Genomic DNA, 26743 nt, shown 5'->3' with positions numbered 1-26743 from the left:
TTAACACTTATGCGCGTTTGAAGTCAGCGTGCATAGGAGTGTTTTTAGCTGGGTGACGTTGTAAAGCTTGGATTTTAACGCTTTCAGCTTTACCGTCGATGTTGATTTCAATAACTTCTTCAAAGAAAGCATTGTTTTCTAAAGCTTTAACAAGTTCTCGAAGTTCTAAAGTAACTGCTACAGGTTCAGCTGCACCACCGTAGATGATTGCTGGTACTTTATTTTGAAGACGAAGGCGGCGGCTCGAACCTTTCCCTTGTACTGCTTCTTCACGTGCTACTGCATTTAATACGAAGTTTGCCATGATAGACATTCCTATTTAAGTTTAATTGACTAGACCTTCGACCAGTCTAGTGATAGAAAGCCCCACCAAAAGGCAGGGCTTTTAAATTTAGCGCTATATTATAGATAAGAATCGAACATTGCGCTAATAGATTCTTCGTTGTTAATACGACGAATAGTTTCAGCAACCATACTTGCAACTGAAACTTGGCGAATCTTACCAAGAGCTTGAGCTTCTTCTGAAAGCGGAATGGTGTCTGTTACAACCAATTCGTCAATCACAGAGTTTTTCAAGTTTTCTAAAGCTTTACCAGAAAGTACTGGGTGAGTTGCGTAAGCAACAACTTTGCGAGCACCAAAAGTTTTTAGTGCGTCAGCAGCTTTACACAATGTACCTGCTGTATCCACCATATCATCAACGATGACACAGTCACGGCCTTTAACGTCACCGATCAAGTGCATTACTTGAGATTCATTCGCTTTTTGACGGCGTTTGTCGATGATCGCAAGATCGATATCACCCATTTGCTTAGCAACAGCACGCGCACGTACTACACCACCAACGTCAGGAGAAACAACCATTAAGTTGTCGTGTGACTGTTGACGAAGATCTGCTAAAAGCGCAGGAGTACCGTAGATGTTGTCTACAGGAATATCGAAGAAACCTTGGATTTGGTCAGCATGAAGGTCGATCATGACAACGCGGTCAATACCAACAGTTGTGAGCATATCTGCAACAACTTTTGCTGTAATTGGCACACGGCTTGAACGTGGACGACGGTCTTGACGAGCATAACCAAAGTAAGGAATGACAGCAGTGATACGACCAGCACTTGCACGACGCAAAGCATCAGCCATAACTAAGATTTCCATAAGGTTATCGTTAGTTGGGGCACAAGTTGGTTGTACGATGAATACGTCTTTACCACGAACATTTTCAGTAATTTCGACAGCGATTTCACCGTCAGAAAATTGACCTACAGATGCAGCACCTAGAGGGATGTGAAGGTGGCTAACGACTTTTTGGGCGAATTGTGGATGTGCAGATCCACTAAAAACGACAAGATTGGGCATGAAGCACCCTTGGCGGTTGGCAAATTAGGGAATTAGATGGCAGGGGCGGCTGGATTCGAACCAACGGATGCCGAGATCAAAACCCGGTGCCTTACCACTTGGCGACGCCCCTAATGCGGCAGAACTTTAATATTTTTGCGGTATTTTGTCAAGTTGAAACAACAAAGATACTGCAAATTATGCTCTGTCTTTTTTGAAGTAAATGGCAGGGGCGGCTGGATTCGAACCAACGGATGCCGAGATCAAAACCCGGTGCCTTACCACTTGGCGACGCCCCTAAATTGATGAAATAGCGAATAAAGTAAATGGCAGGGGCGGCTGGATTCGAACCAACGGATGCCGAGATCAAAACCCGGTGCCTTACCACTTGGCGACGCCCCTAATACTTTACAGCAATTACATCTACAGGTGAAAAATGATGGCAGGGGCGGCTGGATTCGAACCAACGGATGCCGAGATCAAAACCCGGTGCCTTACCACTTGGCGACGCCCCTATATCAAACTTCAAAATGACGTAATGGTGATTCTTGTAAACTGCGAACCAAGTAAGATTTACATGGCGCATTTTTCAATATGTCATCAATATTCATATTTTCAGTTACTTCAGCAAATACACAAGCACCTGTACCTGTAAGCTTTGCTGCACCGAACTGATCTAAGTACTGCATTGCTTCATCGACTTCGGGATATAAGCTTCGTGCCACAGGCTCAAAGTTATTTCCAAAATCAGATGGCGTTTCCTGATAGCCGCAAAATTTAGTGGGCTTTGAGTCTCTTGTCAACGTTTTTTGTGAAAAAAGCAGTTGAGTGCTGATAAAACAGTCAGGTTTCAGCACAATGTACTGTTTTTGAGCTAAATCTATGAATGTTAAGTGTTCACCGATGCCTTCAGCCCACGCATTTAGACCATGTACAAACACGGGAACATCTGCCCCAAGTTGTAAACCGAGTTCTGCAAGTTGTTCGGTATTTAGGCCACATTTCCATAGTTGATTGAGCACGATTAGGGTGGTGGCTGCATTGGATGAACCACCACCGAGCCCTGCACCCATCGGAATATTTTTTTCAATGTGGATTTTTTGTGCAGTCAGTGCTTTAGCAAATGGTTTGAGTATTTGAGCAGCACGATAAATTAAATTTTGCTCTAGATTGACGCTGTTTAAGCCCTCAATTTGAATAAAATCTTCATCAGCAGAATTTGCAAGTGGGTGAAATTCCATCCAATCAGATAAATCGATGAGCTGAAAAATCGTCTGTAATTCGTGATATCCATTAGGACGTTGGCCAGTAATGTGCAAAAACAAATTAAGTTTTGCAGGAGAAGGTACACGAATCACAGAAGTCATAGCTCAGCTTTTAGGCAAATTAACGATTTTGAATCACCATTGTAATACGGTTTTCCTGACCGGATTCAAGTGCTTGTTTTAAAATTAACTTGTTCGGTACCGTCGCAGTCTCGTTATAGCTTAGGTCAACCGTCCAACCATCTTCAATAATCTGTTGTGGGCGCTGTGCAGTATCGCGTTGAATTTTTGCTTGTGTGGTTGCAGGGCGCGCCTGTACCCAGTCGACGAGGTGGGTAATGGGAGCTTGCCAACCAGTAGCACGTTCCAGTAATTCTTCAGGTGTTTCTGCTTCAATTAAACCGGTTTTTGCACTATTGAGCTGAACTTGACCGGGTTTACCGCTGATTTGAGTTTTTCCAACACCTAAAATACCACTCAGTTCGATGTCATATTCATTGCGGTCTTGAACCCAAGTAAAAAAAGCACTTCCTGACTGTTGTGGCGTGCGCACACCAATCTTACCTTGTAAGTTGAATTGATTTGCAGCGACTTCTTCAGGGCTCGGTTGAGCGGGCGTTTTAACGTATTGCTGACAACCGGTAAAAAATAAAGCGCAGCAGGTCAGGGCAGATACCCCAAATTTTGAAGATACTTGCATAAATTCGTATTAACTCTTTTTCAGGGGTTGGGGTAACAATAACGAATGTAGTTGCTCTAATTGCGGATCATTCGGATGTTTTTGTTGGAGTTGTTGTAACAACGCGTCAAATTTATTCATATCACCTTGCATGAAGACTGATCGTGCATAGCGAATGCCAATTTTTAAACTATTACTCAGTTCATATGCTTTGGCCAAAACCGATGCAGACGTGCTAAAATCATTTTGCAAATAACAAATATAACCGAACGTATCTAAAATTGAGGCTTGCTCAGGAGCATATTCCAAGGCATGTTCGACGTACTTTCGAGCCTCATCTAAGCGTCTATTTTGTACCGCCAAGGTATAGGCATATGCGTTTAAATAAGTCGGGCTATTGGGCTCAATTTCAAGTAATTGTTTCAATAATTGATCGAGTCTATCTTTATCTTGATGGGCGTCGAGCAATAGAACTTCGGCATAAATGAGCTCTGGATCTTCAGGTAAGTTCTTTACCGCTTCATCAAGCAAACGAACTGCTGCTTTTTTATTGTTCATGCGTTTTAAAATATCTGCCTGAGCAAGATATAAAAAACTGGCATGTTGAGGATAATTAACCCGCTCTTGGGTTAAAAAACGCAGCGCATCATGCAGCTTATTTTGCTGGCTAAAAATGCTGATCATATTGCGCCGTGAAACCGTATAAAGACTGCCATCTACAAGGCGATAATAGGCCTTCGCTGTTTCATAATGCTGTTTACGTTCAGCATTTACTGCGAGATAGTAATACGCCTCATTTTGGTATTTGCTTGAATAGCGCAACTCCACCAAATACTTTTCGGCTTTTTCATAAAGTTCTAAGTCAATACTGGTCAAACCTGCCATAAATAGCGGTTCTTCAGCAGATGGCCACTTCTTTAGTATATCTTCGAGTTTTTTTAGACCTAATTCTGACTGATTGATTTTAATTAAATATTTCGCTTCGGCTAAGCGAACTTCCATATTGTTACGATGTTTGCGGCTCGATTTTTCGAACCATTTTAAGGTTTCGTCTTCATCACCCAACGACATGAGTAAATTGGCTTTCATTAAAATATAGCCAGTCACTTTGGGGCGTTTTTTCAGTGCTAAATTAATGGTGTCTAAGGCATCGGCAAAGGCGCCATTTTGAGCTTGTAAACCTGCGACTAAAACCAAAATAGAGGGATTGGTTTTTTCTTTGCTGGCGGTCAATGCTTGAATCAGATAAGCACGATCTTCCTCTGATTCAGGGGAAATACCCGCCAAAATTTGTTCTAAATCTGCATTCGGGTCAATGGTTAAAATTTTATCAAGTGTTTCTGCAGCAAGCTCATATTCATGGGCTTTCAGGGCAATATGTGATAAATAAAATAATGCCGGGACATCTTCAGGTTCTTGGACGACCCAATGTGTGGCAATGTCTAAGGCTGCTTGTAGATCATTTTGCTCAATAGCAACGTTTAAAGCACGTTGTTTGACCATGGTGGATTTACTTTTGATAGCAAGCACGGTGTAGTTATGAAGCGCGGTTGGAATGTCGTTATAAGCTAAGGCAAATTCCGCAATCATACTTTGTTTAATTGCATCATATCCTGAATTTGCATGGTAAACTTCTCCCACGGCCCGAATTGGGGCAGTAGAAGCCATGCTACCGACAAGTAAGAATGTGGTAGAATACTGCTTTATTGTCTGGCCGTTCAGTCGGCTATTTGTTAGACGCAATTTTTCTTGATCCAAGTAATGCTTTTTATGACACCGATGTTGCACAATAGCATAAATTTAGCGAAATGATGATCTGATATGTCTTTCTTTGCATTGGGTGTCAACCATCAAACCGCCTCTGTAGAGCTGCGTGAACAGATTGCATTTAACCCTGAAAAGTTAACTGCACTGCTTGAACAGCAAAGCCATACGCCTGAACTCAATGACATGGTGGTGGTGTCTACATGTAATCGTACCGAAGTCTATGCGATGTCTGAAAATGCAGACATGGTATTGAATTGGCTCGCCCAATCAAATGGTATCGATGTAAAGCAATTGTCAAATCATGTGTATCGTTATGAAAATGCACAGGCGGTGACACACCTCATGCGTGTGGCCAGCGGCTTAGATTCGCTCATGCTTGGTGAGCCTCAAATTTTAGGTCAGGTCAAAACGGCTTTGTCCTTAGCCAAAGATGCTGAAACCGTTTCCCCAAATTTAAACCGTATTTTTGAATATGCCTTTTATGCGGCAAAACGAGTGCGTTCTGAAACAGCAGTCGGAAGTCATGCGGTGTCGATGGGCTATGCCGTTGCTCAGCTCGCTTTACAGGTTTTTAGTCAGCCTGAAAAATTAACGGTGATGATTGTTGCTGCAGGTGAAATGAATAGCTTGGTTGCGAAGCATTTGGCTGAAATGGGTGTGGGCAGAATTATTATCTGTAACCGTACACGTGCCCGTGCCGAAGCTTTATCGCAAGAGATTGCTCATCGTGTAGAAGTTGAAATTATTGATTTTGCAGATTTGGCTGACAATTTACATCGTGCAGATGTAATTTCAAGTTGTACTGGAAGCTTGCATCAAGTGATTTATTTTGCGGATGTCAAAGCAGCACTGAAAAAACGTCGTTATAAACAAATGCTATTGGTTGATTTGGCTGTACCACGAGATATTGAAGCCAAAGTTGAAAGTCTAGATGGCGTTTACTTATATGGTGTAGATGACCTGCAAACTGTCATTGAAGAAAATTTGGCTCAGCGTCGTCAGGCGGCAGTTGAAGCTGAAGTGATGGTCAATCAGCTTGCGACAGATTTAATCACACAGCAAAAAGTGAATTTGGCTGGCTCGACGATTCATGCATACCGTGAACATGGTGAGTCATTGCGTCAAGAAGAACTGGCTTTAGCCCTGAATCGTCTACAAAAGGGCGAAGATGCTGCGAAGATTATGCAAGAAATGTCACATCGTTTAACCCAAAAGCTGTTGCATCCAACCTCTATCGTGCTGCGCAATGCAGCGATGGCGGAAGACCCTGCTTATTTTGAAATGATAGAACAAGATTTAGTTAACGTGGCTGAAAATCGCCGTAAACCAAAGAAATAAATAAGCTGATTCATTGAATAGTATGTCGTTCACAGCTTGAACTTGAAGTTAAAACTTAATCTTCAAGGAGTGTGAGCGATCTTTTTTTATCAATATCATAAATACGTTGTTTTAAATTACGCATTTCTGCAAGGCTAGAAAACTTATTCGACTTGATCTTGAGTTGTAAGAATTGATATTGCAATTTTGTCGATAAATCTGCTGCGAGTTTATCTGCTTGTTCAGGTGATGACGTATAGTCACTGATATTGGCATGCTCTAAAATATGTTGTAATTCATGATGATGTGCTGCGCAAGCACCGAGTACATAATAGGTCGATAACTCTGGGTCATCAGGCAATTCATCAAAAATCACATTGAAAATATTTAAAACGTGATAAAGCAAGAGATCTTGCGAAACTAAGGCGCGTAAAGGTTCAAAGTGAATGTAGAGATAAGGATGATTGATTAAAATCGCAATCACATATTCTTCAGCATCAATTTTTGTACTAAAGCTCAGAGACGCATCATTATTGACTTGAGGCTGCCACTTTCGGCTAAACCCTAATTTTTCACGGAAATATTGTTGTAGCAAATAACGATATGAACCACCTTTCGGTAACAGTTCAGTCAGTTGTCTCAGTTCACCCATCACCTGACTTTTACCTTCAGGCGAAGCAACATTATGATTTTGCGTTAAATGTGCAAAAACAAACTCAGAAAGTAGCGGTGATGTGTCCAGTAACCGTCGAAAATTTTCGATACCTTCACGACGGATCAATGAATCTGGGTCGTGGTCATTCGGCAAAACAAAGAATTTAAGTTCACGTCCATCATTCAGTAATGGAAGGGCAATTTCAAGCGTACGACGAGCTGCTTTTTGACCTGCGGCATCACCATCAAAAGCTAAAGTAATTCGGTTGTTTTTCTTGTCATTTTGATTATATAAAATATTTAAATGTTCTGAATTACTCGCGGTTCCTAAGGTTGCAACTGCACCAGTTACGCCATACTGCTGTAGGGCAATCACATCCATGTAACCTTCCACCATCATCCAGTCATTGGCTTTTTGTTTACGGCCTTCATATAAACCATAAAGTAACTGGTTTTTATGGAAAACTTCGGAGTCAGGGGAGTTGATGTATTTCGGTTTGATTTCATCATTTAAGGCACGACCACCAAAACCGACCACACGACCTTTCGCATCTCGAATAGGGAAAATCACCCGCTCGCGCAGAAGGTCAAAGTCACGACCACTGTCACTGGTTCGAATCAAACCGAGGAGTTTGAGTCCTTCGATATCTTGTGGAAAGGCTTTTTCTAGATGTTGCCAATCTTCAGGGGCATAGCCTAAGCGCCAATAGGCGATGGTGTCTGCACTGAGACCCCGTTGTTTAAAATAAGCTTGCCCAATTGGACTGAGCGGAAGTTGTTGCTCATAAAACTGTGCGACATTTTCCAGCAAGTCATATAAATTTCCATCTTGCGGCACATCTTCAAAAGCATTTGCAACTTGGTCAAAGTGAGCAAACGGATCGTTCCCATAAAAGGCGTCTTCGTTATTTTGAAACTCAGCAAATGGGTCGTGTTCGAAATTTACTGCAGCAGGAGCGGTGTGTGTTTCGCCTGTTTTGGGCGGCAGAGCTTTTGCTTCGATTGCAGGTTTTTGTACAGGTTTGGGTTTAGATTCGCGCTTATATTTGAGTTTATTGGAATCGTTATTGTCTTTCGGTAGTTCAATACCTGTTTGGCTTGATAAATCCTTCATTACTTCAATGAAGTTACGGCTACCAATATCCATTAAAAAACGGATGGCATTACCATTGGCCTGACAACCAAAGCAGTGAAAATATTGTTTATCACGATAGACATGGAAAGATGGCGATTTTTCCTGATGGAATGGGCAGCATCCTGAGTAGGTGCGTCCAGTCTTTTTCAATTTCACAAATTGACCAATCACATCGACAATATCGGTGCGATCTAAAATTTGATCAATTGTATGTTGAGGAATGGCCATGCTGTTTTATCTGTCTATCTATTGAATTTGGGCAGTTCGTGAAATATGTTGAAATCAGCAATGCTGTAAGTTCAGGGGAGATGCAGTACAGCATTGTCCATCGAACTATTGTATACCTTTTAATCTAACCGAATCTGTAGATCCTGAAAAGATAAAAGGGCAAGTATTCTAACTTGCCCTTTGTGAAAAATCGACCTTCGTTGCGACTATATTATTCAGCTGATTCTGACGACTCAGTTTTTTCGCTATGAGGGCGATCCAATAAGCCAAAGCTTAAACGATTGGTTAAGCTGCGTTTTTCTTCATCAGTTTCAACTGCGTCTGTAGAGGTTTGCTCAGACATCGTTTGTGCTTCTTTACCGAAAATACCCAACGTTGCACGGTTAAGGAAGCTGCCTTCACTACGTGCAGCACGCATATTGACCGTACCGTCTGACTTCACAAGTTTTGGATAGTTCAGTTTAAGCACGTCAATGTATTGCTGAGACGTGGTTTTATCACCAAGTTTGTCATAACCATAGGCTACAGTCGCTAAGGCTTCTGGAACTTGTGGTGCTTGAGGATAATGTTCGATCACCCAAAGTGAACGTTCAACAGCAGCTAGCCATGCTTTACGTTTCACATTAAAACGCGCCGCATTCATTTCGCTTTCAGCCAATTCTTGACTGATGAACTTCATACGTTGTGCGGCATCGACTGCATATTCACTCGATGGATAGCGACGAATAAAGTCGACAAAGTTTTGATAAGCCACTTTGAGATAGCTCACATCACGATGCGATTGCTTTAAAGAGGTATAGCGAAGCAAACCATTGTAATTTTGCTCCATATTTGAAACACCACGCACATAGTACGCATAATCAACTTGCGGATGCTGCGGGTTCATACGAATAAAACGGTCTGCAAGTGCAATTGCACCTTCATAGTCTTTTTGCTGAAACTTTACATACAATAATTCAAGTTGTGCTTGCTGCGCATAGTTACCTGTAGGGTAATAGGTCTCTAGAGCTTCAAGGTGTTTTGCTGCATCTGTATATTGGTTACGTTCAAGCGCTTTTTGTGCTTTTTCGATATAAATCTGTTCGCTTGATTGTGGACCTGTGTCGACCACTTCTTTCTTTGGATTACTGCTACAGCCTACCATTGCCGATGCAATGCCTATTGTTAGAGCAAGCATTGTCATTTTATATTTTGGTAGCGACATAAAAATTCCTCTGTTAATACGGGCAATGAGCTACAATTGAACTATTAAACCACTTTTGTCTGAATGAGCAAATGAGTCAAGCACAATCTTCCAATTCTAATTTCCCTGAAACTGATTTCAATTTACTTGAAGATTCTGAGGATGCAGATAACCATACTTCAGACTCAACTGCAACACGTTTATCGTTGCAATTTCAATTGGATGAAAGCTATTTAGGACAACGTATTGATCAGGTTTCAGCACTGGTTTGGACTGATTTTTCTCGTGAAAAGCTAAAACAGTGGCTCAAAGAGGGCCATTTGTTGGTCAATGGTAACACTGTGAAACCAAAGTACAAATGCGAAGGCACAGAGTTACTGACTTTAGACGTCGAGTTAGAAGCACAAACACGTAGCTTACCTGAAGATATTCCACTCAATATTGTCTATGAAGATGACGATATTATGGTGATTAATAAACCTGTCGGTATGGTTGTTCATCCGGGCGCTGGTAACAGTACAGGCACATTGGTGAATGCAATTTTGCATCACTATCCAAAATCTTCAGAGTTGACCCGTGCAGGTTTGGTGCATCGTATTGATAAAGACACCTCAGGTCTGTTGGTCGTTGCGAAAAACCTCGAATCCCAATTTTCTTTAAGTAAGCAATTGGCGAAGAAATCGGTTTACCGTATTTACGATTTGATTGTATATGGCAACATTATTGCCGGCGGTACAGTCGATGAACCAATTAAACGTCATCCTGTTGATCGCATTAAAATGGCAGTCTTGCCGGGCGGTAAAGATGCGGTGACTCACTATAATGTGAAAGAACGTTTCCAAAACTTTACCCGCGTTCAAGCACGTCTAGAAACGGGTCGTACCCATCAAATTCGTGTGCATTTCACTTATATCGGTCATGGTCTTGTGGGCGATCAAGTGTATGTACCACGTGTACGTATGCCTGCAGGCGCGTCGATGTTATTAGATGACACTTTACGTGGCTTTAAACGTCAGGCTTTACATGCGGTTAAATTGGGTCTTGTTCATCCACGTACAGGTGAAGACATGATGTTTGAAGCACCATGGCCTGAAGACTTTAATCAATTGGTTGAAGTTTTACGTAGCGAAAACAAAGCCTATTAAGTTTTAAACTGATTTACACGCCATAGATAGAAAAGGACGGCAACATGCAATTTGTTCAGGGACTTCCACAGGGTGTTTTTGTAGGACAAACTCGAGTTCATCATGATCAGACGCAACCCGCTGAACAACCTGAGCTGGCGGGATTTAATCTAGCATTGCATGTAGGCGATGATGCAGCACGTGTGCAAAAGCACCGAATGCAGTTGCTGAACGACTTTGCTGAATATGGCGTGAATAAAATCAGTTGGATGAACCAAACGCACAGTACGCTATGCCATCGCATTGATGAACAGATCAACTTTGTTGCACCTGAAGGCGATGGCATGGTCACGCAGTCTAAACACCATGCCCTGATGATGATGACCGCAGACTGCTTACCCGTGGTTTTGGGTAATGCTGACGGGACTGAGGTTGCCAATCTGCATGCAGGTTGGAAGGGTCTGGCTAATGGTATTGTGGAAAACACCATTGCAGCTATGCACACTCAGCCAACATGGGCTTGGTTGGGGGCAGCTATTTGCCAAGAGAGTTTTGAAATTGGCGCAGAAGTCAAAGCTGCCTTTTGTTCCAAATACCCAGAACTTGAAAGTGCATTTAAAGCTGGTGTAAAGGAAGGCAAATATTATGCTGATCTTTATGCGATAGCGCGTTATATTCTTGCATTACATGGGGTTAAAGCTGTAACAGGTGGCGACCAATGTACCTTTTTGCAAGCTGAAGAATATTTTTCTTATCGCCGCGAAGCGAAAACAGGACGTATGGCAACATTCGTCTTTATGCTTTGAAAATGCTAAACTTGACTGAATCTATCGACTTTTAAATGTTATGTCTTTGACTGCTAAATCTCTTGCTGTTGTTTACCACAGTCCCTATGGACACACTGCCAAAGTGGCGAATTTCATTGTACAAGGTGCAGAAAAAGCCGGTGTAAAAGTCCATCTCATGAATGTAGAACATGTGGATTGGGATGTTTTGGACAGCGCTGATGCCATCGTTTTTGGATGCCCAACCTATATGGGCAGTATGAGTGCGGCAATGAAATTGTTTATGGAGCAATCATCTAAACGCTGGTTAGCACGGACATGGCAAGGCAAGTTAGCCGCAGGTTTTACTAATGGTGGCGGCTTAAGTGGAGATAAATTGGCGGTATTACAGCAAATCAATTTATTCGCCATGCAGCACGGTATGTTGTGGAGCGGTCTTCCATTGATGCCAACTGGACGCAGCACAACAGATTTAAATCGGATGTCGAGCTTTTTAGGTTTAATGACACAATCGGATAATGCACCTGTTGAAGTCACGCCACCTGCGGGCGATTTAGAAACCGCCATTTGGTTCGGAGAATATCTGGGGCTGTTGTTAAATAAATTTAATTAATTTGTAAATAAATCGTTTGAACTATCATTTATAAATCTTTGAAAACCCTAGTGATGGAAATGTTGCTGGGGTTTTTATTGGCCTAAAATTCGTGAAAATTGGCATTTTGTATAATCTAGTTGTGATGTGTGTCACAAATTGCCATTCATTTACGCCAATGCTATTGATTTAATCTTCTCATAAATTTCACTCGGGATGAGTGACGAATATTAAAAAGGATTAAATAATCGTGAAAAAAACAATAGTCGCAATGGCATTGACCTTATGTGTTTCTGACGTTGTTTTTGCAGCAGAAGGCTTGGTGGGATTAGCGGATGAAGAATTGTCTGCCATCAATGGTGCTGCATTGATGAATATGTCCTATACCGATCCTGTTTTAGTCAACCAACAAATGGTCGATGAAAATATTGGTTTCTACAAACTCAGTTTAGATGCCGTCATGGATCTGAACGTCAATGTCAAAAGTTTGCAACTCGGCTGTGGTGGAGTAAATGGGTCAAATGGCTGTGATATTGATATTCGTCATCTTGCGCTAAGTGGTAATGCAACATCGACCGATGCCAATGGTAATCCCGTCTTTAATGGTGATCGAGCGTCGACAAGTGCCGAACTGAAAAATCCGTTTATTGAATTTGCCATTAAAAACCCAAAACAAGCCGCTTTACGTGAAGTTAAAGGCTTCCGTGTCAGTGCTGAATCAATTACAGGTTTATTGACCACAGGTATTCAAAACACGGGTGCGCCGACAGACGGGATTAAGTCACTGAGCGGTTATATGAAAATTGCACCGACTACAGGGACAGCAAAGACCCAAGCAGCGATCTTTGGGGATAGCAGCAGTGAGACTTTATCGGGGAACTTGGTGATTAATACGATTTGGAACAATGATCGTAGCTTTGTCAGCCAACCTGAAAATAGTAAGGGTTTAAAAATTCCTTCAATGAATGTGCCATTCACCGTCCCTGAAATTACCATTAACGGAAAACGACAAACTCAAGCCGTTGCCAAAAATATCAGTGCGACTGTACCGTCGATTCAACTCAACCGTGATAGTGGTAGTTTGCAGGTCAAACTTGACCGTAATTTGTTATGGGTAGAAGGGGCGCAGTTCTTTATGGATTCGGGTTCATCAATTGATGGTTTGAAAATGAACATTACCTTTGAGCAAGCCTTAAATATGATTCATAACATTCCATTAAATGGCACAGCCGGTTATTTATCGCTTCAATCTCAAGATATTAGTTGGCCAGATGCCAATGCAGATGATATTGCACGTACAGGTTGGTGGATGTCATTTAAAGACCCGATCAATATTGGCAAATTAAATCCAACATCTGAAGTGGATATTTCAGGCGTCTTGCCACAAGTTGCACAAAAAGTATCGCAAATTTTAACCAATGAACCGATTTATATTCCCTTAGGTTCTGCTGTCGGTGCAGCATTTGGTTTACCGATTTATAAAAATGTCGGTTCAATTAACCTCAGTAATGCCGGTGCGGCCAATTTAACTTTAAAAAATCAGGTCTTGGGGAATCAGGAAGTTCGGACCAACTGTTTTGGTGGGTTGAAATTCTGCTAACTTTGCAATGAATCAAACAAAAAAACCTCCAAAATGGAGGTTTTTTTATACAACTTACTTATGAAAAATACGGGCTTTATCGCGCTGCCAATCACGATCTTTTTCCGTTGCACGCTTGTCGTGAAGCTGCTTACCTTTTACTAGGGCGATTTCAAGTTTGGCATGAGGACCTTTCCAGTAACATGCCAAAGGCACACATGAATAACCTTTTTGGTTAATCGCACCTTGTAGTTTTTCAATTTCACGGCGGTTCAGCAATAATTTACGAGTACGAGTCGCTTCAGGCACCACATGCGTCGAAGCACTCAGTAAAGGTTGCACTTGAGCGCCGAATAAAAATGCTTCGCCATTTTTAAACGTAATATAGCTTTCTACGATGGTCATACGACCCGCGCGCATTGATTTGACTTCCCAGCCTTGTAATGAAAGACCCGCTTCAAATTTTTCTTCAATGAAATAATCGTGACGCGCACGTTTATTAAGGGCAATCGTACTGCTACTATTTTTTTTAACTACTGCTTTCGTCATAATCAAAAACTTCCAAACTTAGCACTATTGTACCCGAACTTTGAATAAGATGAAGTTTTTAAATTTACAAGCTGACTTCACCTATAAATCAAGATTTTGTTAAAATACCCATCTACAAAATAACAGAGTACAACTGGATGTCTAAAACTCGTGTAATTTATCCGGGCACATTCGATCCAATTACTAATGGTCATATCGACTTAGTGACACGTGCATCACGCATGTTTGACGAAGTTGTCGTGGCAATTGCAATTGGACATCACAAAAACCCTGTGTTTAGTCTGGAAGAACGTGTTGCACTAGCGCAAGAGTCTTTAAGTCATTTGTCAAATGTTGAGTTTGTAGGTTTTGATGGGCTGTTGGTCAATTTCTTTAACGAGCAAAAAGCAACAGCCGTATTACGTGGTTTACGTGCAGTTTCAGATTTTGAATATGAATTTCAATTGGCAAATATGAATCGCCGATTGGACAGTAAATTTGAAGCGGTGTTCTTAACCCCATCAGAGCAATATTCGTTTATTTCATCTACGCTCGTGCGTGAAATTGCACGTTTAAATGGTGATGTCACTCAGTTTGTACCACAAGCTGTCGTGGAAGCCTTTAAGCGTAAACAACAGCAAGGTTGGTAGAGTGTCTTTATATATCACTGATGAATGCATCAACTGCGATGTCTGTGAACCTGTATGCCCCAATGAGGCGATTTTCATGGGGGAACTCATTTATGAGATTAACCCTGATTTGTGTACGGAATGCGTTGGGCATCACGATAAACCGCAATGTCAGTTGTTCTGTCCGGTGGATTGTATTCCATTGGATCCGGCACATCCTGAAACTCAGGAACAGCTTCAACAAAAGTACGAAAAACTAACTGCTCAAAAAACATCAAGCAATTAGTTGTCAGATTTGTTAGAATGCGCCCCGAAGTGAACCAGACGATCGCTGCTGTGTATAGGTCTCCGTGACTAAAGCAGGGGAGGAAAGTCCGGGCTTCATAGGGCAAGGTGCCAGGTAACGCCTGGGCGGTGTGAGCCGACGGAAAGTGCAGCAGAGAGTAGACCGCCTTCATTATGGTTTCGAGCAATCGAAATCGGAGGTAAGGGTGAAAGGGTGCGGTAAGAGCGCACCGCGTGTCTGGTAACAGTTCACGGCATGGTAAACCCCACCGGAAGCAAGACCAAATAGGGATCCTTTAGGCATGGCCCATGCTGGATCCGGGTAGGTCGCTTGAGCGTATGAGTGATTGTACGCCTAGAGGAATGATCGTCCTCGACAGAACCCGGCTTATCGGTTCACTTCAACAAATTTTGATCAAATACGCGCATTATGGGCTTGACGATATTTAAATATCCCTCCATAATGCGCGCACAGTTTAAGGCTATGTAGCTCAGTTGGTTAGAGCACCGCACTCATAATGCGGGGGTCACAAGTTCAAGTCTCGTCATAGCCACCATATTCAAAAAAAGACCACTCCGATTGAGTGGTCTTTTTTTTATCTCTACATTTTAAAGTCTAAAGTTTTTTTCTTAAATATCATCGATAGACAAAACGACGCATACCTGCACGTAAGGCAAATGCGCCATGCATATATATGCCACCGAGCCAATACGGCACATTGTAAATATCTTCATGGCGATATTTGACTAATGCAAACTCAGCCAATAGTCCTTCAAAGAACATACCGCCAATGGCAAGCATGATGGCTAATATCAGTAGCCATGTACGCTCATAGCTAAATAACCAGCGAATAAAAAAACTCAGGTAAAAAATCCAACAAAGTACTTCGGGATGAAAATTACCAAATCCGCTGAGTATATAGACTATGGCAAATAGTATTAGGCTCTCGACGAGGGGCGCAGTGCCGTCATGATGGCAACTGAGCTGAGTCATCACATAGTGTTTAAGTCGTTGTGTAAGTTGAATATAGCTAAATGCCATGAAAGCAAAGGCAATAAAAAAGCCTGGGAATACCCACCAAGCCTGATGAAAAAATAATGGGTTGGGATAACTAAGCGCCTGAGTATAGACATGAATTGCATCGCAAAAAGTTGCGATGACTGCTGCCAGCAGGGCAAGTATAAATATGCCTGAGAATTGAGTGGTTCTCGTCATCATTCATCCTGAAAAGTGGGGTCTTTTTATTTTATGTGTTCTTTATAGTCTGTATTTGGGTAAAAGGCTATGGCTTTATACAGTAGTTGATTCATAGGAATGAGAAATTTATAAAAATCAGTATACTGATTAAAGATTAAACTTGATTAGAATCGAAATGAAAAAATATTTAACCTGCTTTATGGGGAATGCTAGTAGTTGCGTATCATGGGCTATAACAATTGCGTGGTTAATTTTTATTTATTTTAAAATTCATAATGGGGTTCTACCGAATGATTTAAATGAGTTTGGTGATTTTATTGCTGGTGCATTTGCTCCATTAGCATTTTTTTGGTTAGTGAGAGGGTTTTATCAACAAAGTAAAGGGCTTGAGCAAAATTCTGAAGCTTTAAAAATGCAAGCTACAGAGCTAGAGAAAACGACTAAAGCTTTGGAATTACAAGTCCAAGAAATGAGGGCTTCTGTAGAACAACAATCACGTTTAGTAAAGGTGTATGAAGATGAACTTCAGCAAAAACATTTTCAGGCACAGCCAAATCTTGACTATAGTTTTCAATTGGTTCGGGTAGGTTTTAGAGAAGACTATATTACTGACGATGAGGAAAAAATCATTGATACGTATGAAGAAAAAATTATTGAATTGAAATTGGTTGTTGAAAATTTAGGTGAGATAGCTAGAAACTTACAGATCAAATCGACTACCTATCCATATCTCAGAAAAAATAAACCAAATTTCAAACATACTGAAAATTTAAATATTGAGTTTAATATAGATAGTCAATGTGCCGTGGAGCTAACTGAACAAGAAAGTTCTTTGACTATCTTATTTGAGGTTACGTATCAAAATGTATATGGCAAGCGTTACAGAAATCAAATTACCTGTGAAGTTGAGAGTGTATTGGATTGTGATACACAGCAGATATATTTAAATACTAGGTTAGGGATACTTAATTTAGTTATTTAATGTGATTGTTATTTGTTCAACATCATCCGTCTGAAACTGCTCCCGCATCTTTAAAAACTGCTTTTCATCTAAATCATAGAGCTTTAGTGAAAGCAGTTTTTTGATATCTTCTTCAGGAAAGCGATATTTAATAATTTTAGCAGGCACGCCGCCGACAACAGCATAAGGTGGCACATCTTTAGTTACCACAGCACCAGTAGCCACCACAGCACCTTCACCGAGTGTAACACCTTGCATAATCATGGCACGTGAGCCGATCCAGCAGCCATCACCAATGATTGTGTCACCCGCAGGGACAAAACTCCGTGTATCAAACGGAAATGCCGAAATCCAGTCGGTGCGGTGGAGTTGGTTACCACCCATCATAATCACGCATTCTGCGCCAAAACAGACAAAATTACCGATATGTAGCTGGTCTATCGGCTTCTCTAGTGTTGCAGGTTTATCATGTAGATAACGCACCACACAGCGCTCAAAACCCTGATCCCAATATGCAGAATAATATGAATAATTACCTTTGATGTGAATATTAGGGTTCTTCACTGTTTTAGAGATGAACTCAAATTCACACCAATGATTGACAGGTGAATTAATCAATTTTTCAGACATAAGGTTTAATAGCAATAATGATTCGCGCGACTATTTTAGCTGACTCATTATAAATGTCGACTATAGATAAATGCTTAAGCCCGTTTTAAATGCAGCAAATGCGTGGCTTGAGTATGTCGTATTCCATCTTTACGATTTGCAAAATAACGCTGAGTAATCTCATGTGCAGATAAATCCTCTAATACCACATAACCCAGCTTTGTCACGGCACGGTGTAACTCATCACTGTGAAATGTCCCAATAATGGGTTCACTTAAAAAATAGGTAAATTTGGAAACAGCAAATGTTCCGACACGATCTATACCAGTTAAATCTTGATAGGGAATGGAATAGTCTAAAACTAATTCGCTGCCCGCGGCTGCAAATTCGGCAATGGTTTGCAAGGTGCTCATAGTAGTTTCTGGTTTTAAATAATGCGTTGTACCAAGCCAAGAAAAGAAAGCAGGATGCTTTGTATCATAAGAACTGCGTTTTAAGGCCTGCGCTAAATTTTCTTTCTCAAAATCAATCGAAACAAACTCAACATGGTCTGGAACATGCCCGAGTTTCTGTAGACTTTGTATTTTCAATATCTGAGTATCCGGGTGATCAACTTCATAGATTTTAATATCTGAGTATTTCTGAGCTAATCGGAGGACAAAAGAATCTAGGCCTGCACCAATCAGCACATATTGTTTAATCCCTTGTTTTACTGCCATTTCTAATTGATCTTCGGCGTAGCGTGAACGTGCTACCACCTGTGCGGTGAGTAATCCAAATGTTTGGTTAGGAATTTTACTATTTAACACTTTTATACATGCACGATTTGAAAGCAGTCGACGCCAAATTGGACTGGTGAAATGAAAGGCATAAGGGTCGGAAAAAACAGGTTCGTTCGCATATAAATAATGATTTGCGCGAATGGCAGCGGCAGCTTGTGCTGTTCGGCTTGCATGTCCAAATTTCATCGTGTGTTATGACTCTTTTGTTTTAGATAACACTTTAATGAAATAAGCCATTTGAACAATGACGTATTCAGTCGACTATTGTTGCTGAACGTACATTTTGGTCACTCGATAGGATGCATTGGCTTAAGCGAAAAACATAGAATAATAAAAAACCCCTCAAAAGAGGGGCTTAAAATTGCTTATCTTAATGAATTAAAGATATTCAACTTTAGAAACTTCGTACTCAACTTCACCTTGTGGTGTGTTGATTTTTACATCGTCGCCTTCGTTTTTACCCAAAAGACCACGAGCAATTGGAGAGTTCACAGAGATTTTGTTGATTTTAAAATCTGCTTCGTCATCACCAACGATTTTATAAGTCTTTTGTTCTTCAGTATCTAAGTTTTCAATGGTCACAGTCACACCGAAAACCACACGGCCATTTTGCTCAAGTGATTTAACATCAATCACTTGGCAAGCACCCAATTTACCTTCGATATCTTGGATACGGCCTTCACAGAAACCTTGTTGCTCGCGAGCAGCGTGGTATTCTGCGTTTTCTTTCAAATCCCCATGTTCACGCGCTTCAGCAATTGCTGCAGTAATACGTGGACGATCAACACTTTTAAGTTGCTGTAATTCTTTCTCTAGGGCAATTTTGCCTTCGGGAGTCATAGGATAACGTTGCATTGTTGTCCCTCATGTTTGTAAAAAGAAAAAATCAGTAAAATTTTTACTGACCTAGAAATGAAAAAAAGCCCGCCACCGAGAGGTGGCGGGACTTCTCGGTAACTTAATTAACCTTTAGTAAGGTCTTGTAAGCGGTATACATCCATTGGCAATTTGATTGCTAAAGCTTGGCATACTGCATCAGCACCGTTAAGGGTAGTTGTGTAATACACTTTACCTTGTAATGCAGAGCGGCGGATCGAGAATGAATCTTCTTGAGCCTGTTTGCCTTCAGTTGTATTGATAATGAGGTGAACTTCGCCATTTTTCAAGCGGTCTACGATATTAGGACGGCCTTCAGTTACTTTGTTCACACGTTCACATTCAATACCAGCATCTTTAATCACATCATAAGTACCGCCAGTAGCGATGACTTTGAAGCCAAGATCTGTCAACTGTTTCGCAATACCAACAGCACGAGGCTTGTCAGAATGACGAACAGATAAGAATGCATGTTTTACTTCGCCTTCCGTTGGTAGGCCTGGTAAACGATCATTAGAGCCTAACACAGCTTTATAGAACGCTTCACCAAATGTTTTACCTACACCCATCACTTCGCCTGTAGATTTCATCTCAGGGCCAAGAATTGGATCAACACCAGGGAATTTGTTGAATGGGAACACCGCTTCTTTTACAGAGAAGTGTTCAGGAATAATCTCAGTCGTGAATCCTTGAGATTCTAGAGATTGACCTGCCATACAACGCGCAGCCACTTTCGCTAAAGATTCGCCGATACATTTAGATACGAATGGAACCGTACGTGATGCACGTGGGTTCACTTCTAAGATGTATACGTCAGTACCTTTAACCGCAAACTGTACGTTCATCAAACCGATTACGCCAAGCTCTTTCGCCATTGCAATCGTTTGACGGCGCATTTCGTCCTGTACTTCTTTAGATAAAGAGTAAGGTGGAATAGAACATGCTGAGTCACCTGAGTGAATACCCGCTTGTTCGATGTGCTGCATGATACCGCCGATCACAACGTCTTTACCGTCAGATACGCAGTCCACGTCAACTTCGATTGCATCGTCTAGGAAGTGGTCAAGCAGAACTGGCGCTTCATTCGATGCTTGAACTGCATCACGTAGGTAGCGTTTCAATTCGTCATCGTTGTATACGATTTCCATCGCACGACCACCAAGTACATACGAAGGACGTACTACAAGTGGGTAGCCAACTTTAGCAGCTTCTGCCATACCTTCTTCAGCAGATTTTACAATGCTGTTGTTTGGTTGGCGAAGTTGCAGACGTTGAATCATTTGTTGGAAACGTTCACGGTCTTCTGCACGGTCAATTGCGTCTGGTGATGTACCGATGATTGGTGCACCAGCTTCTTCCAAAGCACGAGCCAATTTAAGCGGAGTTTGACCGCCGTACTGAACGATAATGCCTTTAGGCTTCTCGATACGCACGATTTCAAGTACATCTTCCAAAGTGATTGGTTCGAAGTACAAACGATCTGATGTGTCGTAATCTGTAGAAACCGTTTCAGGGTTACAGTTCACCATAATGGTTTCGTAACCGTCTTCACGCATTGCAAGGGCAGCGTGTACACAGCAGTAATCGAACTCGATACCTTGACCAATACGGTTAGGACCACCACCGATAACCATGATTTTGTCACGGTTCGATGGGTTCGCTTCACATTCTTCATCGTAAGTTGAGTACATGTAAGCTGTGTCAGATTCGAATTCTGCAGCACATGTATCCACACGTTTGTACACCGGAGTTACACCCAAGTTCCAACGGTGTTTACGGAATTGTTTTTGTGAAATGCCCATCAAGTCCGCAATGCGAAGATCTGATAAACCTTTGCGTTTGAATGAACGGATGTTATCTGCATTCAAATCACCAAAACCTAAAGTTTTGATTTGGTTTTCAGTTTTGATGATGTCTTCGATTTGAATCAAGAACCAACGGTCAATTTTGGTTGCTTCAAATACTTCATCAAGAGTGAAACCGTGACGGAATGCATCGCCTACGTACCAAATACGCTCTGGACCAGGAACTTTCAATTCAACAAGAATTTTCTCGCGTGCGCCTTCAGTGCTCACAGCGATTTTTTCGTCAAAACCGCATGCGCCCACTTCAAGACCGCGAAGCGCTTTAGACACAGACTCTTGGAAGTTACGGCCAATCGCCATCACTTCACCTACAGATTTCATCTGAGTCGTCAAAGTTGCGTCAGCTTGCGGGAATTTCTCGAAGTTGAAACGAGGAATTTTCGTTACAACATAGTCGATCGCAGGTTCGAAAGATGCAGGGGTTGTACCGCCAGTGATGTCATTTTTCAATTCATCAAGGGTATAACCAACAGCCAGTTTCGCAGCAATTTTTGCAATTGGGAAACCAGTTGCTTTAGACGCAAGAGCAGATGAACGAGAAACACGCGGGTTCATCTCGATTACAACCATACGGCCGTCTTTCGGGTTGATACCGAACTGAACGTTCGAACCGCCAGTTTCTACACCAATTTCACGAAGTACAGCTAAAGATGCATTACGTAAAAGTTGGAATTCTTTGTCTGTCAATGTTTGCGCAGGAGCAACAGTGATTGAGTCACCTGTGTGCACGCCCATTGGATCAAAGTTTTCAATGGTACATACAATGATACAGTTGTCGTTTTTGTCACGAACAACTTCCATTTCGTACTCTTTCCAACCAATTAAAGATTCATCGATCAATAATTGTTTCGTTGGAGAAAGATCGAAACCGCGTTCACAGATTTCAATGAATTCTTCACGGTTGTATGCGATACCGCCGCCTGAACCACCCATAGTGAATGATGGACGGATAATCACAGGGAAGCCGAAACGTGCTTGAATTTCAAGTGCGTGTTCCATGCTTTCTGCAACGTCAGCGCGAGGGCATTCCAAACCGATTTTACGCATTGCGATATCGAAAAGTTTACGGTCTTCCGCTTTTTCGATTGCTTCTTTTGTCGCGCCAATCAATTCAACATTGTATTTTTCTAAAATACCGTTGGCATCGAGTGCAAGGGCACAGTTCAATGCTGTTTGACCACCCATTGTAGGAAGAACTGCGTCTGGGCGTTCTTTCTCAATGATTGCAGCTACAGTTTGCCAAGTAATCGGCTCGATGTAAGTTGCGTCTGCCATCGCAGGGTCAGTCATAATGGTCGCTGGGTTAGAGTTTACAAGAATAACTCGGTAACCTTCTTCACGAAGCGCTTTACACGCTTGAGCACCTGAGTAGTCAAACTCACATGCCTGACCGATGACAATCGGACCAGCACCAATAATTAAGATGCTTTTAATGTCTGTACGTTTAGCCATGATGCTTCCTTAATTACTTCTTAGATGCTTCGATAAGTTCGATGAAATGATCGAACAATGGTGCGCAGTCATGTGGACCAGGGCTTGCTTCAGGGTGACCTTGGAAACTGAACGCAGGTTTGTCTGTACGATGAATCCCTTGAAGAGTTTGGTCGAACAGTGATTTGTGCGTAGCTTTAAGGTTTGCAGGAAGAGTTTCTGCATCCACTGCGAAGCCGTGGTTTTGCGAAGTAATCATCACTGTACCAGTTTCAATGTTCTGTACAGGATGGTTGGCACCGTGGTGACCGTGAGGCATTTTCACAGTCTTAGCACCGCTTGCAAGTGCAAGAATTTGGTGACCTAAGCAAATACCGAATACAGGTACATTGCGTGCGTCTTCTACAATTGTTTTTACAGCTTCAATTGCATAATCACATGCTGCTGGATCGCCGGGGCCGTTCGACAAGAACACGCCATCTGGATTAAGAGCAAGTACATCAGCAGCAGGAGTTTGCGCAGGCACAACAGTCAATTTACAACCGCGGTCTGCGAGCATACGTAAGATGTTGGTTTTGACACCGTAGTCGTATGCTACAACATGGAATTTAAGTTCTGGTTGAGCGAAACCTTTACCAAGCGCCCAAGAGCCTTCAGTCCATTCGAAACCGGCAGGATCACAGCATTCTTTTGCAAGGTCTAAACCATTAAGACCACCAAAAGCACGTGCTTTAGCTAACGCTTCTTCTGCAGTCGCGTTTTCACCAGCAAGGATACAACCGTTTTGCGCACCTTTTGATCGCAGAATACGCGTTAATTTACGAGTATCAATATCTGCGATAGCAACAACATTGTGTTGTTTAAGGTAATCACTTAGTGATTGCTCAGCACGGAAGTTGCTATGCAATAAAGGTAGGTCACGAATGATCAATCCGTTGGCCCATACTTTATGAATTCGACCTGACTCAGCGTCTTCATCATTACAACCTGTGTTACCGATATGTGGGTAAGTTAGGGTCACAAGTTGTTGTGCATAACTTGGGTCAGTCAAAATTTCTTGATAGCCAGTCATGGCAGTGTTGAAAACGACTTCACCAGTCGTACTACCCGATGCGCCAATTGAAGTACCTTTAAAAATAGTACCATCGGCAAGGGCTAAAATTGCTGGGGTGCTCAAACCAAAGCTCCTGAAATTTAGGCTGTAAAAAAGCGAGAAGACGAAAAAAAAGGAAGGCTGCTTAAAAACCTACCCTCCTTACATCTGCTCGCTTGAACTTAACACGGCATTATACGCAGAAAGCCACTGAAAGTCCATCGCAAATATCAGGAATAAAGCAGATAAAGCGCTTGCATTTTAGAATAAAGTTTGTTTTTGCAAAATCGTAGAAAAATGTAAGCAATTAATTATTGTCAGACAAATCATAAATTAAAATTTATCAAAAAGCGCTAATGTGGGTTGGTCAGCAAAAACTATAGGTACAAAGTCATGGCAACACAACAAAAACAAACAGCGACTAAATCCTCCCTGAAAGAAGTCGTTATCGAAGGTGCTGAAAAGCTTGAACAAGTTGCAAAAGAGGCGAGTGTTCAAGCCACAGAAGCGGTCACTGAAAGCAAAGAAAAGATCGGAGCAGAGGCAAAGCAGTTGAATGCCAGTGTGCAAGATCAATTGCGTCAGTTGAAGCAAGATGTATTGAATAAACTTGATCAGTTAAAAGTTCAGTTTGGTTCATCGCAAAAAGATTTCACTGAACTCAAAGAGTTTGTGAAAACTGAGTTTAATACGGTTATTGATGATCTTTCAAAACTTGGAAAAGAGCTGAAAGAAGATGTGACCCAAATTTCAGGAAAACACAAAGATCATTTAACAGAAACATTTAAGCGTTCTAAGGAACATACTTTAGAAGCGTGGAAAAAAGTTTCACCAGTGAAAGCTGAAGTTACGGATCAAACCACAGATCTTAAAAGTTAATTGTGAATGACATGAATTTTAAAACGCTTAAGCTAAGTCTAGTCATTCCAGGGAGTTGGATTGGGTGAGAGCGAATTAAACTTCAAGTTAACGCTATATATGCATAAGGGAGTCATTAATGGCTCCCTTATTGTGAATAGTACATTTAAGTCCAAAATACTTATTTAAAATAAACAGGCAATAAAAAAGCAAAAGATCGTACTTTTGCTTTTTATCGAAGATCAAAACATCAAATAGTTTAGAACTGATGTAGCCAATCACGCTTGTTGTGAAAGTCAGCATTTGGACTACTATGCTGCATGGCATAGTACTGTTCACCTTGAGGGGTTTTCAGTACTGCAGTTAGACCGATATAGAGATCTTCCCATTTAAGTTTGTACTTCAGCATAAATTCTGTCAGATCAAGACTGACATTTAAGCCATAGTGCGTCCGTTTCAACTGATTCAGTTCAATATCGTAAGCAGCTTGTGGCGGCATATCTTCTGGATAGCGATATTCTTCAAACTGGTAAGCCTGCCAAGCTTGTGAAGGGGAGAGGTTGATTTCACGATAAAAGTCTTCGTTGCGTACACCAATAAAAACTTCTAAGCAGGTCTGTTCCCACAAAAAATCGATTCGTGGATGAGCTGATACCAATTCTGGCCATTGAATCAGTTGATTTGGGTCTCGAATCCAATAACCCACATTTAAAGTATATGGGCTTTGTTGTTCGATAGCACCAACGACTGATACAGCCTGAAAGCGACGATCAAAAGCGCTGAGTTCGAAACTTGCCATAAATGTTTAGTTAGACAGGTGTGCGTAGCGAACAAGGTTAGACAGTTTTGCATTTTGTTTTGCCGCTTTGCGGTAAATCAAAGCAATCTTACCAATCGTTTGAACAACTTCAGAACCTGAAACAGTCGCAATTTCAGTAATCATTGCAGCACGAGCTTCACGGTCTTCTGCCACAACTTTCACTTTAATTAACTCATGGTCGTTTAACGCACGGTTTAATTCTTCAACAACGCTTTCTGATAAGCCTTTGTCCGCAACCATTACAACTGGGTTTAGGGTGTGACCAATTTGACGTAAGCGTTTACGTTCTTGAATAGATAAAGCCGCCATAAATATAACCTAATTTTAAAAACGACCTAGTATAGCAAAATCAAAGTTGAAGCGCTGTATTTAATCGGCATTTTCTCGATGAAGATTATTGAAAAAAACATGATTTAAGATGCTTTTTAGATACACATGTCTACTGCAAAAGTGCTGAATTTCACGTACAATCAAGACTGAGAAGTTTTTTTTATTTAGAGAGTTATGGCTACCCGCATTACTAACCAGAAATTATCCAAAAGTAGTCGTGACTGGATGCGTGAGCATCTTGATGACCCCTTTGTGAAAAAAGCACAAAAGGAAGGATATCGTGCGCGTGCCGCTTATAAATTGCTTGAAATTCAAGAAAAATACAAATTGATCAAGCCAGGCATGACTGTTGTCGACTTAGGTGCTGCACCAGGTAGTTGGTCGCAAATTGCCGGTAAACTTGTTGGCGACAAAGGTTTGGTTATTGCTTCTGATATTCTACCAATGGATGCTTTACCCGATGTGACCTTCTTGCAAGGTGACTTTCGTGAACAAGAAGTGTTCGATGAATTGTTAAAAATTTTAGATGGACGTACTGTAGACGTTGTAATTTCAGATATGGCCCCCAATACATCAGGTAATAAGGCTGTAGATCAACCGCGTCAGATCTATCTTTGTGAATTAGCAATCGACTTTGCTCAAAAGGTTCTTGGACCAAATGGACAGTTTGTTGTTAAAGTGTTCCAAGGTATTGGATTTGATGAATACCGTAAGCAAGTTGTAGACACATTTGATGTGCTGAAAACAGCAAAACCGGCGGCTTCACGTGCTCGATCTAAAGAAGTGTTTTTAATCGGGCAGGGACGTAAGAAAGCTTTCAAGTAAAGTTTACTTG

The 26743-nt window shown here is 41.5% G+C and carries 26 protein-coding genes, 5 tRNA genes and 1 other RNA gene; 12 read left to right on the top strand and 20 right to left on the bottom strand.

Going from position 1 to position 26743, the window contains the following annotated elements:
• Positions 1 to 7: 7 nt before the first annotated feature.
• From rplY to B1202_RS14730, 9 genes are all read right to left on the bottom strand, one after another.
• Complete coding sequence (gene rplY / locus B1202_RS14770; protein ID WP_078191361.1) at positions 8 to 304, bottom strand: 50S ribosomal protein L25; 297 nt, start codon at positions 302 to 304, stop codon at positions 8 to 10.
• 98 nt (positions 305 to 402) lie between these two features.
• On the bottom strand, positions 403 to 1356 hold the full coding sequence (locus B1202_RS14765) for a ribose-phosphate pyrophosphokinase (RefSeq protein ID WP_078191360.1): 954 nt from the start codon (positions 1354 to 1356) through the stop codon (positions 403 to 405).
• A gap of 37 nt (positions 1357 to 1393) precedes the next feature.
• Positions 1394 to 1468: transfer RNA gene (locus tag B1202_RS14760), tRNA-Gln, on the bottom strand.
• A gap of 91 nt (positions 1469 to 1559) precedes the next feature.
• A tRNA-Gln gene (locus B1202_RS14755) sits at positions 1560 to 1634 on the bottom strand.
• 28 nt (positions 1635 to 1662) lie between these two features.
• A tRNA-Gln gene (locus tag B1202_RS14750) sits at positions 1663 to 1737 on the bottom strand.
• A 38-nt stretch (positions 1738 to 1775) separates the two neighbouring features.
• Positions 1776 to 1850 (bottom strand) — tRNA-Gln (locus B1202_RS14745).
• 3 nt (positions 1851 to 1853) lie between these two features.
• Complete coding sequence (ispE, locus tag B1202_RS14740) at positions 1854 to 2693, bottom strand: 4-(cytidine 5'-diphospho)-2-C-methyl-D-erythritol kinase (RefSeq protein ID WP_078191445.1); 840 nt, start codon at positions 2691 to 2693, stop codon at positions 1854 to 1856.
• Positions 2694 to 2721: 28 nt separating this feature from the next.
• The gene (gene lolB / locus B1202_RS14735) at positions 2722 to 3300 is read right to left on the bottom strand and encodes a lipoprotein insertase outer membrane protein LolB (RefSeq protein ID WP_078191359.1); all 579 of its coding nucleotides are present in this window, start codon (positions 3298 to 3300) and stop codon (positions 2722 to 2724) included.
• A 9-nt stretch (positions 3301 to 3309) separates the two neighbouring features.
• Positions 3310 to 5022: a hypothetical protein gene (locus tag B1202_RS14730; protein ID WP_078191444.1), complete on the bottom strand. Its 1713-nt coding sequence runs from the start codon at positions 5020 to 5022 to the stop codon at positions 3310 to 3312.
• Between the two features lie 78 nt (positions 5023 to 5100).
• On the opposite strand from B1202_RS14730, the gene hemA reads away from it, so the two are divergent.
• Positions 5101 to 6384, top strand: coding sequence for a glutamyl-tRNA reductase (gene hemA, locus B1202_RS14725; protein WP_078191358.1), 1284 nt, complete (start codon positions 5101 to 5103; stop codon positions 6382 to 6384).
• Positions 6385 to 6439: 55 nt separating this feature from the next.
• Here the strand turns inward: hemA and B1202_RS14720 are convergent, their stop codons facing one another.
• On the bottom strand, positions 6440 to 8380 hold the full coding sequence (locus B1202_RS14720) for a DNA primase (RefSeq protein ID WP_078191357.1): 1941 nt from the start codon (positions 8378 to 8380) through the stop codon (positions 6440 to 6442).
• Positions 8381 to 8591: 211 nt separating this feature from the next.
• Positions 8592 to 9584, bottom strand: coding sequence for an outer membrane protein assembly factor BamD (locus tag B1202_RS14715; protein WP_078191356.1), 993 nt, complete (start codon positions 9582 to 9584; stop codon positions 8592 to 8594).
• 71 nt (positions 9585 to 9655) lie between these two features.
• Between B1202_RS14715 and rluD the strand changes: the two genes are divergently transcribed.
• The 4 genes from rluD (at position 9656) to B1202_RS14695 (ending at position 13664) form a co-directional block, all read left to right on the top strand.
• Entirely contained in the window at positions 9656 to 10708 is a 1053-nt protein-coding gene (gene rluD / locus B1202_RS14710; RefSeq protein ID WP_078191355.1) for a 23S rRNA pseudouridine(1911/1915/1917) synthase RluD, read from the top strand.
• A gap of 44 nt (positions 10709 to 10752) precedes the next feature.
• Positions 10753 to 11493 carry a peptidoglycan editing factor PgeF gene (gene pgeF, locus B1202_RS14705; RefSeq protein ID WP_078191354.1) on the top strand — a complete coding sequence of 247 codons (741 nt, stop codon included), beginning with the start codon at positions 10753 to 10755 and terminating at the stop codon, positions 11491 to 11493.
• Between the two features lie 40 nt (positions 11494 to 11533).
• The gene (locus B1202_RS14700; protein WP_078191353.1) at positions 11534 to 12085 is read left to right on the top strand and encodes a flavodoxin family protein; all 552 of its coding nucleotides are present in this window, start codon (positions 11534 to 11536) and stop codon (positions 12083 to 12085) included.
• Positions 12086 to 12314: 229 nt separating this feature from the next.
• The gene (locus tag B1202_RS14695) at positions 12315 to 13664 is read left to right on the top strand and encodes a hypothetical protein (protein ID WP_078191352.1); all 1350 of its coding nucleotides are present in this window, start codon (positions 12315 to 12317) and stop codon (positions 13662 to 13664) included.
• Between the two features lie 54 nt (positions 13665 to 13718).
• Here the strand turns inward: B1202_RS14695 and smpB are convergent, their stop codons facing one another.
• Positions 13719 to 14192, bottom strand: coding sequence for an SsrA-binding protein SmpB (gene smpB / locus B1202_RS14690; RefSeq protein ID WP_078191351.1), 474 nt, complete (start codon positions 14190 to 14192; stop codon positions 13719 to 13721).
• A 137-nt stretch (positions 14193 to 14329) separates the two neighbouring features.
• Between smpB and coaD the strand changes: the two genes are divergently transcribed.
• The 4 genes from coaD (at position 14330) to B1202_RS14670 (ending at position 15642) form a co-directional block, all read left to right on the top strand.
• Positions 14330 to 14821: a pantetheine-phosphate adenylyltransferase gene (gene coaD, locus B1202_RS14685; RefSeq protein WP_078191350.1), complete on the top strand. Its 492-nt coding sequence runs from the start codon at positions 14330 to 14332 to the stop codon at positions 14819 to 14821.
• A gap of 1 nt (position 14822) precedes the next feature.
• Positions 14823 to 15086, top strand: a complete 264-nt coding sequence (locus B1202_RS14680) for a YfhL family 4Fe-4S dicluster ferredoxin (protein WP_078191349.1) — start codon at positions 14823 to 14825, stop codon at positions 15084 to 15086.
• A gap of 26 nt (positions 15087 to 15112) precedes the next feature.
• Positions 15113 to 15492: RNase P RNA component class A (gene rnpB / locus B1202_RS14675), an RNA gene on the top strand.
• Between the two features lie 73 nt (positions 15493 to 15565).
• Positions 15566 to 15642, top strand: a tRNA-Met gene (locus B1202_RS14670).
• 80 nt (positions 15643 to 15722) lie between these two features.
• Here B1202_RS14670 and B1202_RS14665 read toward each other — a convergent pair.
• On the bottom strand, positions 15723 to 16301 hold the full coding sequence (locus B1202_RS14665) for a hypothetical protein (protein WP_078191348.1): 579 nt from the start codon (positions 16299 to 16301) through the stop codon (positions 15723 to 15725).
• Between the two features lie 157 nt (positions 16302 to 16458).
• Here B1202_RS14665 and B1202_RS16645 point away from each other — a divergent pair, with 157 nt between their 5' ends.
• Complete coding sequence (locus B1202_RS16645; RefSeq protein WP_228145175.1) at positions 16459 to 17265, top strand: hypothetical protein; 807 nt, start codon at positions 16459 to 16461, stop codon at positions 17263 to 17265.
• Here the strand turns inward: B1202_RS16645 and B1202_RS14655 are convergent.
• From B1202_RS14655 to carA, 5 genes are all read right to left on the bottom strand, one after another.
• Positions 17254 to 17874: a CatB-related O-acetyltransferase gene (locus tag B1202_RS14655; RefSeq protein ID WP_078191347.1), complete on the bottom strand. Its 621-nt coding sequence runs from the start codon at positions 17872 to 17874 to the stop codon at positions 17254 to 17256. The genes B1202_RS16645 and B1202_RS14655 overlap by 12 nt on opposite strands.
• Before the next feature lie 74 nt (positions 17875 to 17948).
• Complete coding sequence (locus B1202_RS14650) at positions 17949 to 18821, bottom strand: class I SAM-dependent methyltransferase (protein ID WP_078191346.1); 873 nt, start codon at positions 18819 to 18821, stop codon at positions 17949 to 17951.
• Positions 18822 to 19013: 192 nt separating this feature from the next.
• Positions 19014 to 19490: a transcription elongation factor GreA gene (gene greA, locus B1202_RS14645; RefSeq protein ID WP_078191345.1), complete on the bottom strand. Its 477-nt coding sequence runs from the start codon at positions 19488 to 19490 to the stop codon at positions 19014 to 19016.
• Between the two features lie 107 nt (positions 19491 to 19597).
• Positions 19598 to 22828, bottom strand: a complete 3231-nt coding sequence (gene carB / locus B1202_RS14640; protein ID WP_078191344.1) for a carbamoyl-phosphate synthase large subunit — start codon at positions 22826 to 22828, stop codon at positions 19598 to 19600.
• Between the two features lie 13 nt (positions 22829 to 22841).
• A complete protein-coding gene (gene carA, locus B1202_RS14635) occupies positions 22842 to 23984 on the bottom strand; it encodes a glutamine-hydrolyzing carbamoyl-phosphate synthase small subunit (RefSeq protein WP_078191343.1) in 1143 nt (380 codons plus the stop codon).
• A 309-nt stretch (positions 23985 to 24293) separates the two neighbouring features.
• Between carA and B1202_RS14630 the strand changes: the two genes are divergently transcribed.
• The gene (locus B1202_RS14630) at positions 24294 to 24779 is read left to right on the top strand and encodes a hypothetical protein (protein WP_078191342.1); all 486 of its coding nucleotides are present in this window, start codon (positions 24294 to 24296) and stop codon (positions 24777 to 24779) included.
• Between the two features lie 238 nt (positions 24780 to 25017).
• Here B1202_RS14630 and B1202_RS14625 read toward each other — a convergent pair whose 3' ends face one another.
• Both B1202_RS14625 and B1202_RS14620 read right to left on the bottom strand, forming a co-directional pair.
• On the bottom strand, positions 25018 to 25557 hold the full coding sequence (locus B1202_RS14625; RefSeq protein WP_078191341.1) for a DOMON-like domain-containing protein: 540 nt from the start codon (positions 25555 to 25557) through the stop codon (positions 25018 to 25020).
• Between the two features lie 6 nt (positions 25558 to 25563).
• The gene (locus B1202_RS14620; protein ID WP_078191340.1) at positions 25564 to 25887 is read right to left on the bottom strand and encodes a YhbY family RNA-binding protein; all 324 of its coding nucleotides are present in this window, start codon (positions 25885 to 25887) and stop codon (positions 25564 to 25566) included.
• A gap of 195 nt (positions 25888 to 26082) precedes the next feature.
• On the opposite strand from B1202_RS14620, the gene rlmE reads away from it, so the two are divergent.
• Entirely contained in the window at positions 26083 to 26733 is a 651-nt protein-coding gene (gene rlmE, locus B1202_RS14615) for a 23S rRNA (uridine(2552)-2'-O)-methyltransferase RlmE (RefSeq protein ID WP_078191339.1), read from the top strand.
• Positions 26734 to 26743 lie beyond the last annotated feature (10 nt).

The sequence above is a fragment of the Acinetobacter amyesii genome, assembly GCF_002018365.1.
GTDB classification, from domain to species: domain Bacteria; phylum Pseudomonadota; class Gammaproteobacteria; order Pseudomonadales; family Moraxellaceae; genus Acinetobacter; species Acinetobacter amyesii.
The sequence above is the reverse complement of the archived record's forward strand: the minus strand, read 5'-3'. Positions and strand labels throughout refer to the sequence as shown.

What these genes read in the sequence shown, in the direction of transcription:
- rplY (WP_078191361.1), bottom strand. Translation starts at nt 304, where the DNA reads ATGGCAAACTTCGTATTAAATGCAGTAGCACGTGAAGAAGCAGTACAA.
- B1202_RS14765 (WP_078191360.1), bottom strand. Translation starts at nt 1,356, where the DNA reads ATGCCCAATCTTGTCGTTTTTAGTGGATCTGCACATCCACAATTCGCC.
- lolB (WP_078191359.1), bottom strand. Translation starts at nt 3,300, where the DNA reads ATGCAAGTATCTTCAAAATTTGGGGTATCTGCCCTGACCTGCTGCGCT.
- hemA (WP_078191358.1), top strand. Translation starts at nt 5,101, where the DNA reads ATGTCTTTCTTTGCATTGGGTGTCAACCATCAAACCGCCTCTGTAGAG.
- B1202_RS14720 (WP_078191357.1), bottom strand. Translation starts at nt 8,380, where the DNA reads ATGGCCATTCCTCAACATACAATTGATCAAATTTTAGATCGCACCGAT.
- B1202_RS14715 (WP_078191356.1), bottom strand. Translation starts at nt 9,584, where the DNA reads ATGTCGCTACCAAAATATAAAATGACAATGCTTGCTCTAACAATAGGC.
- rluD (WP_078191355.1), top strand. Translation starts at nt 9,656, where the DNA reads ATGAGTCAAGCACAATCTTCCAATTCTAATTTCCCTGAAACTGATTTC.
- pgeF (WP_078191354.1), top strand. Translation starts at nt 10,753, where the DNA reads ATGCAATTTGTTCAGGGACTTCCACAGGGTGTTTTTGTAGGACAAACT.
- B1202_RS14700 (WP_078191353.1), top strand. Translation starts at nt 11,534, where the DNA reads ATGTCTTTGACTGCTAAATCTCTTGCTGTTGTTTACCACAGTCCCTAT.
- smpB (WP_078191351.1), bottom strand. Translation starts at nt 14,192, where the DNA reads ATGACGAAAGCAGTAGTTAAAAAAAATAGTAGCAGTACGATTGCCCTT.
- coaD (WP_078191350.1), top strand. Translation starts at nt 14,330, where the DNA reads ATGTCTAAAACTCGTGTAATTTATCCGGGCACATTCGATCCAATTACT.
- B1202_RS14665 (WP_078191348.1), bottom strand. Translation starts at nt 16,301, where the DNA reads ATGACGAGAACCACTCAATTCTCAGGCATATTTATACTTGCCCTGCTG.
- B1202_RS16645 (WP_228145175.1), top strand. Translation starts at nt 16,459, where the DNA reads ATGAAAAAATATTTAACCTGCTTTATGGGGAATGCTAGTAGTTGCGTA.
- B1202_RS14655 (WP_078191347.1), bottom strand. Translation starts at nt 17,874, where the DNA reads ATGTCTGAAAAATTGATTAATTCACCTGTCAATCATTGGTGTGAATTT.
- B1202_RS14650 (WP_078191346.1), bottom strand. Translation starts at nt 18,821, where the DNA reads ATGAAATTTGGACATGCAAGCCGAACAGCACAAGCTGCCGCTGCCATT.
- greA (WP_078191345.1), bottom strand. Translation starts at nt 19,490, where the DNA reads ATGCAACGTTATCCTATGACTCCCGAAGGCAAAATTGCCCTAGAGAAA.
- carB (WP_078191344.1), bottom strand. Translation starts at nt 22,828, where the DNA reads ATGGCTAAACGTACAGACATTAAAAGCATCTTAATTATTGGTGCTGGT.
- B1202_RS14630 (WP_078191342.1), top strand. Translation starts at nt 24,294, where the DNA reads ATGGCAACACAACAAAAACAAACAGCGACTAAATCCTCCCTGAAAGAA.
- B1202_RS14625 (WP_078191341.1), bottom strand. Translation starts at nt 25,557, where the DNA reads ATGGCAAGTTTCGAACTCAGCGCTTTTGATCGTCGCTTTCAGGCTGTA.
- B1202_RS14620 (WP_078191340.1), bottom strand. Translation starts at nt 25,887, where the DNA reads ATGGCGGCTTTATCTATTCAAGAACGTAAACGCTTACGTCAAATTGGT.
- rlmE (WP_078191339.1), top strand. Translation starts at nt 26,083, where the DNA reads ATGGCTACCCGCATTACTAACCAGAAATTATCCAAAAGTAGTCGTGAC.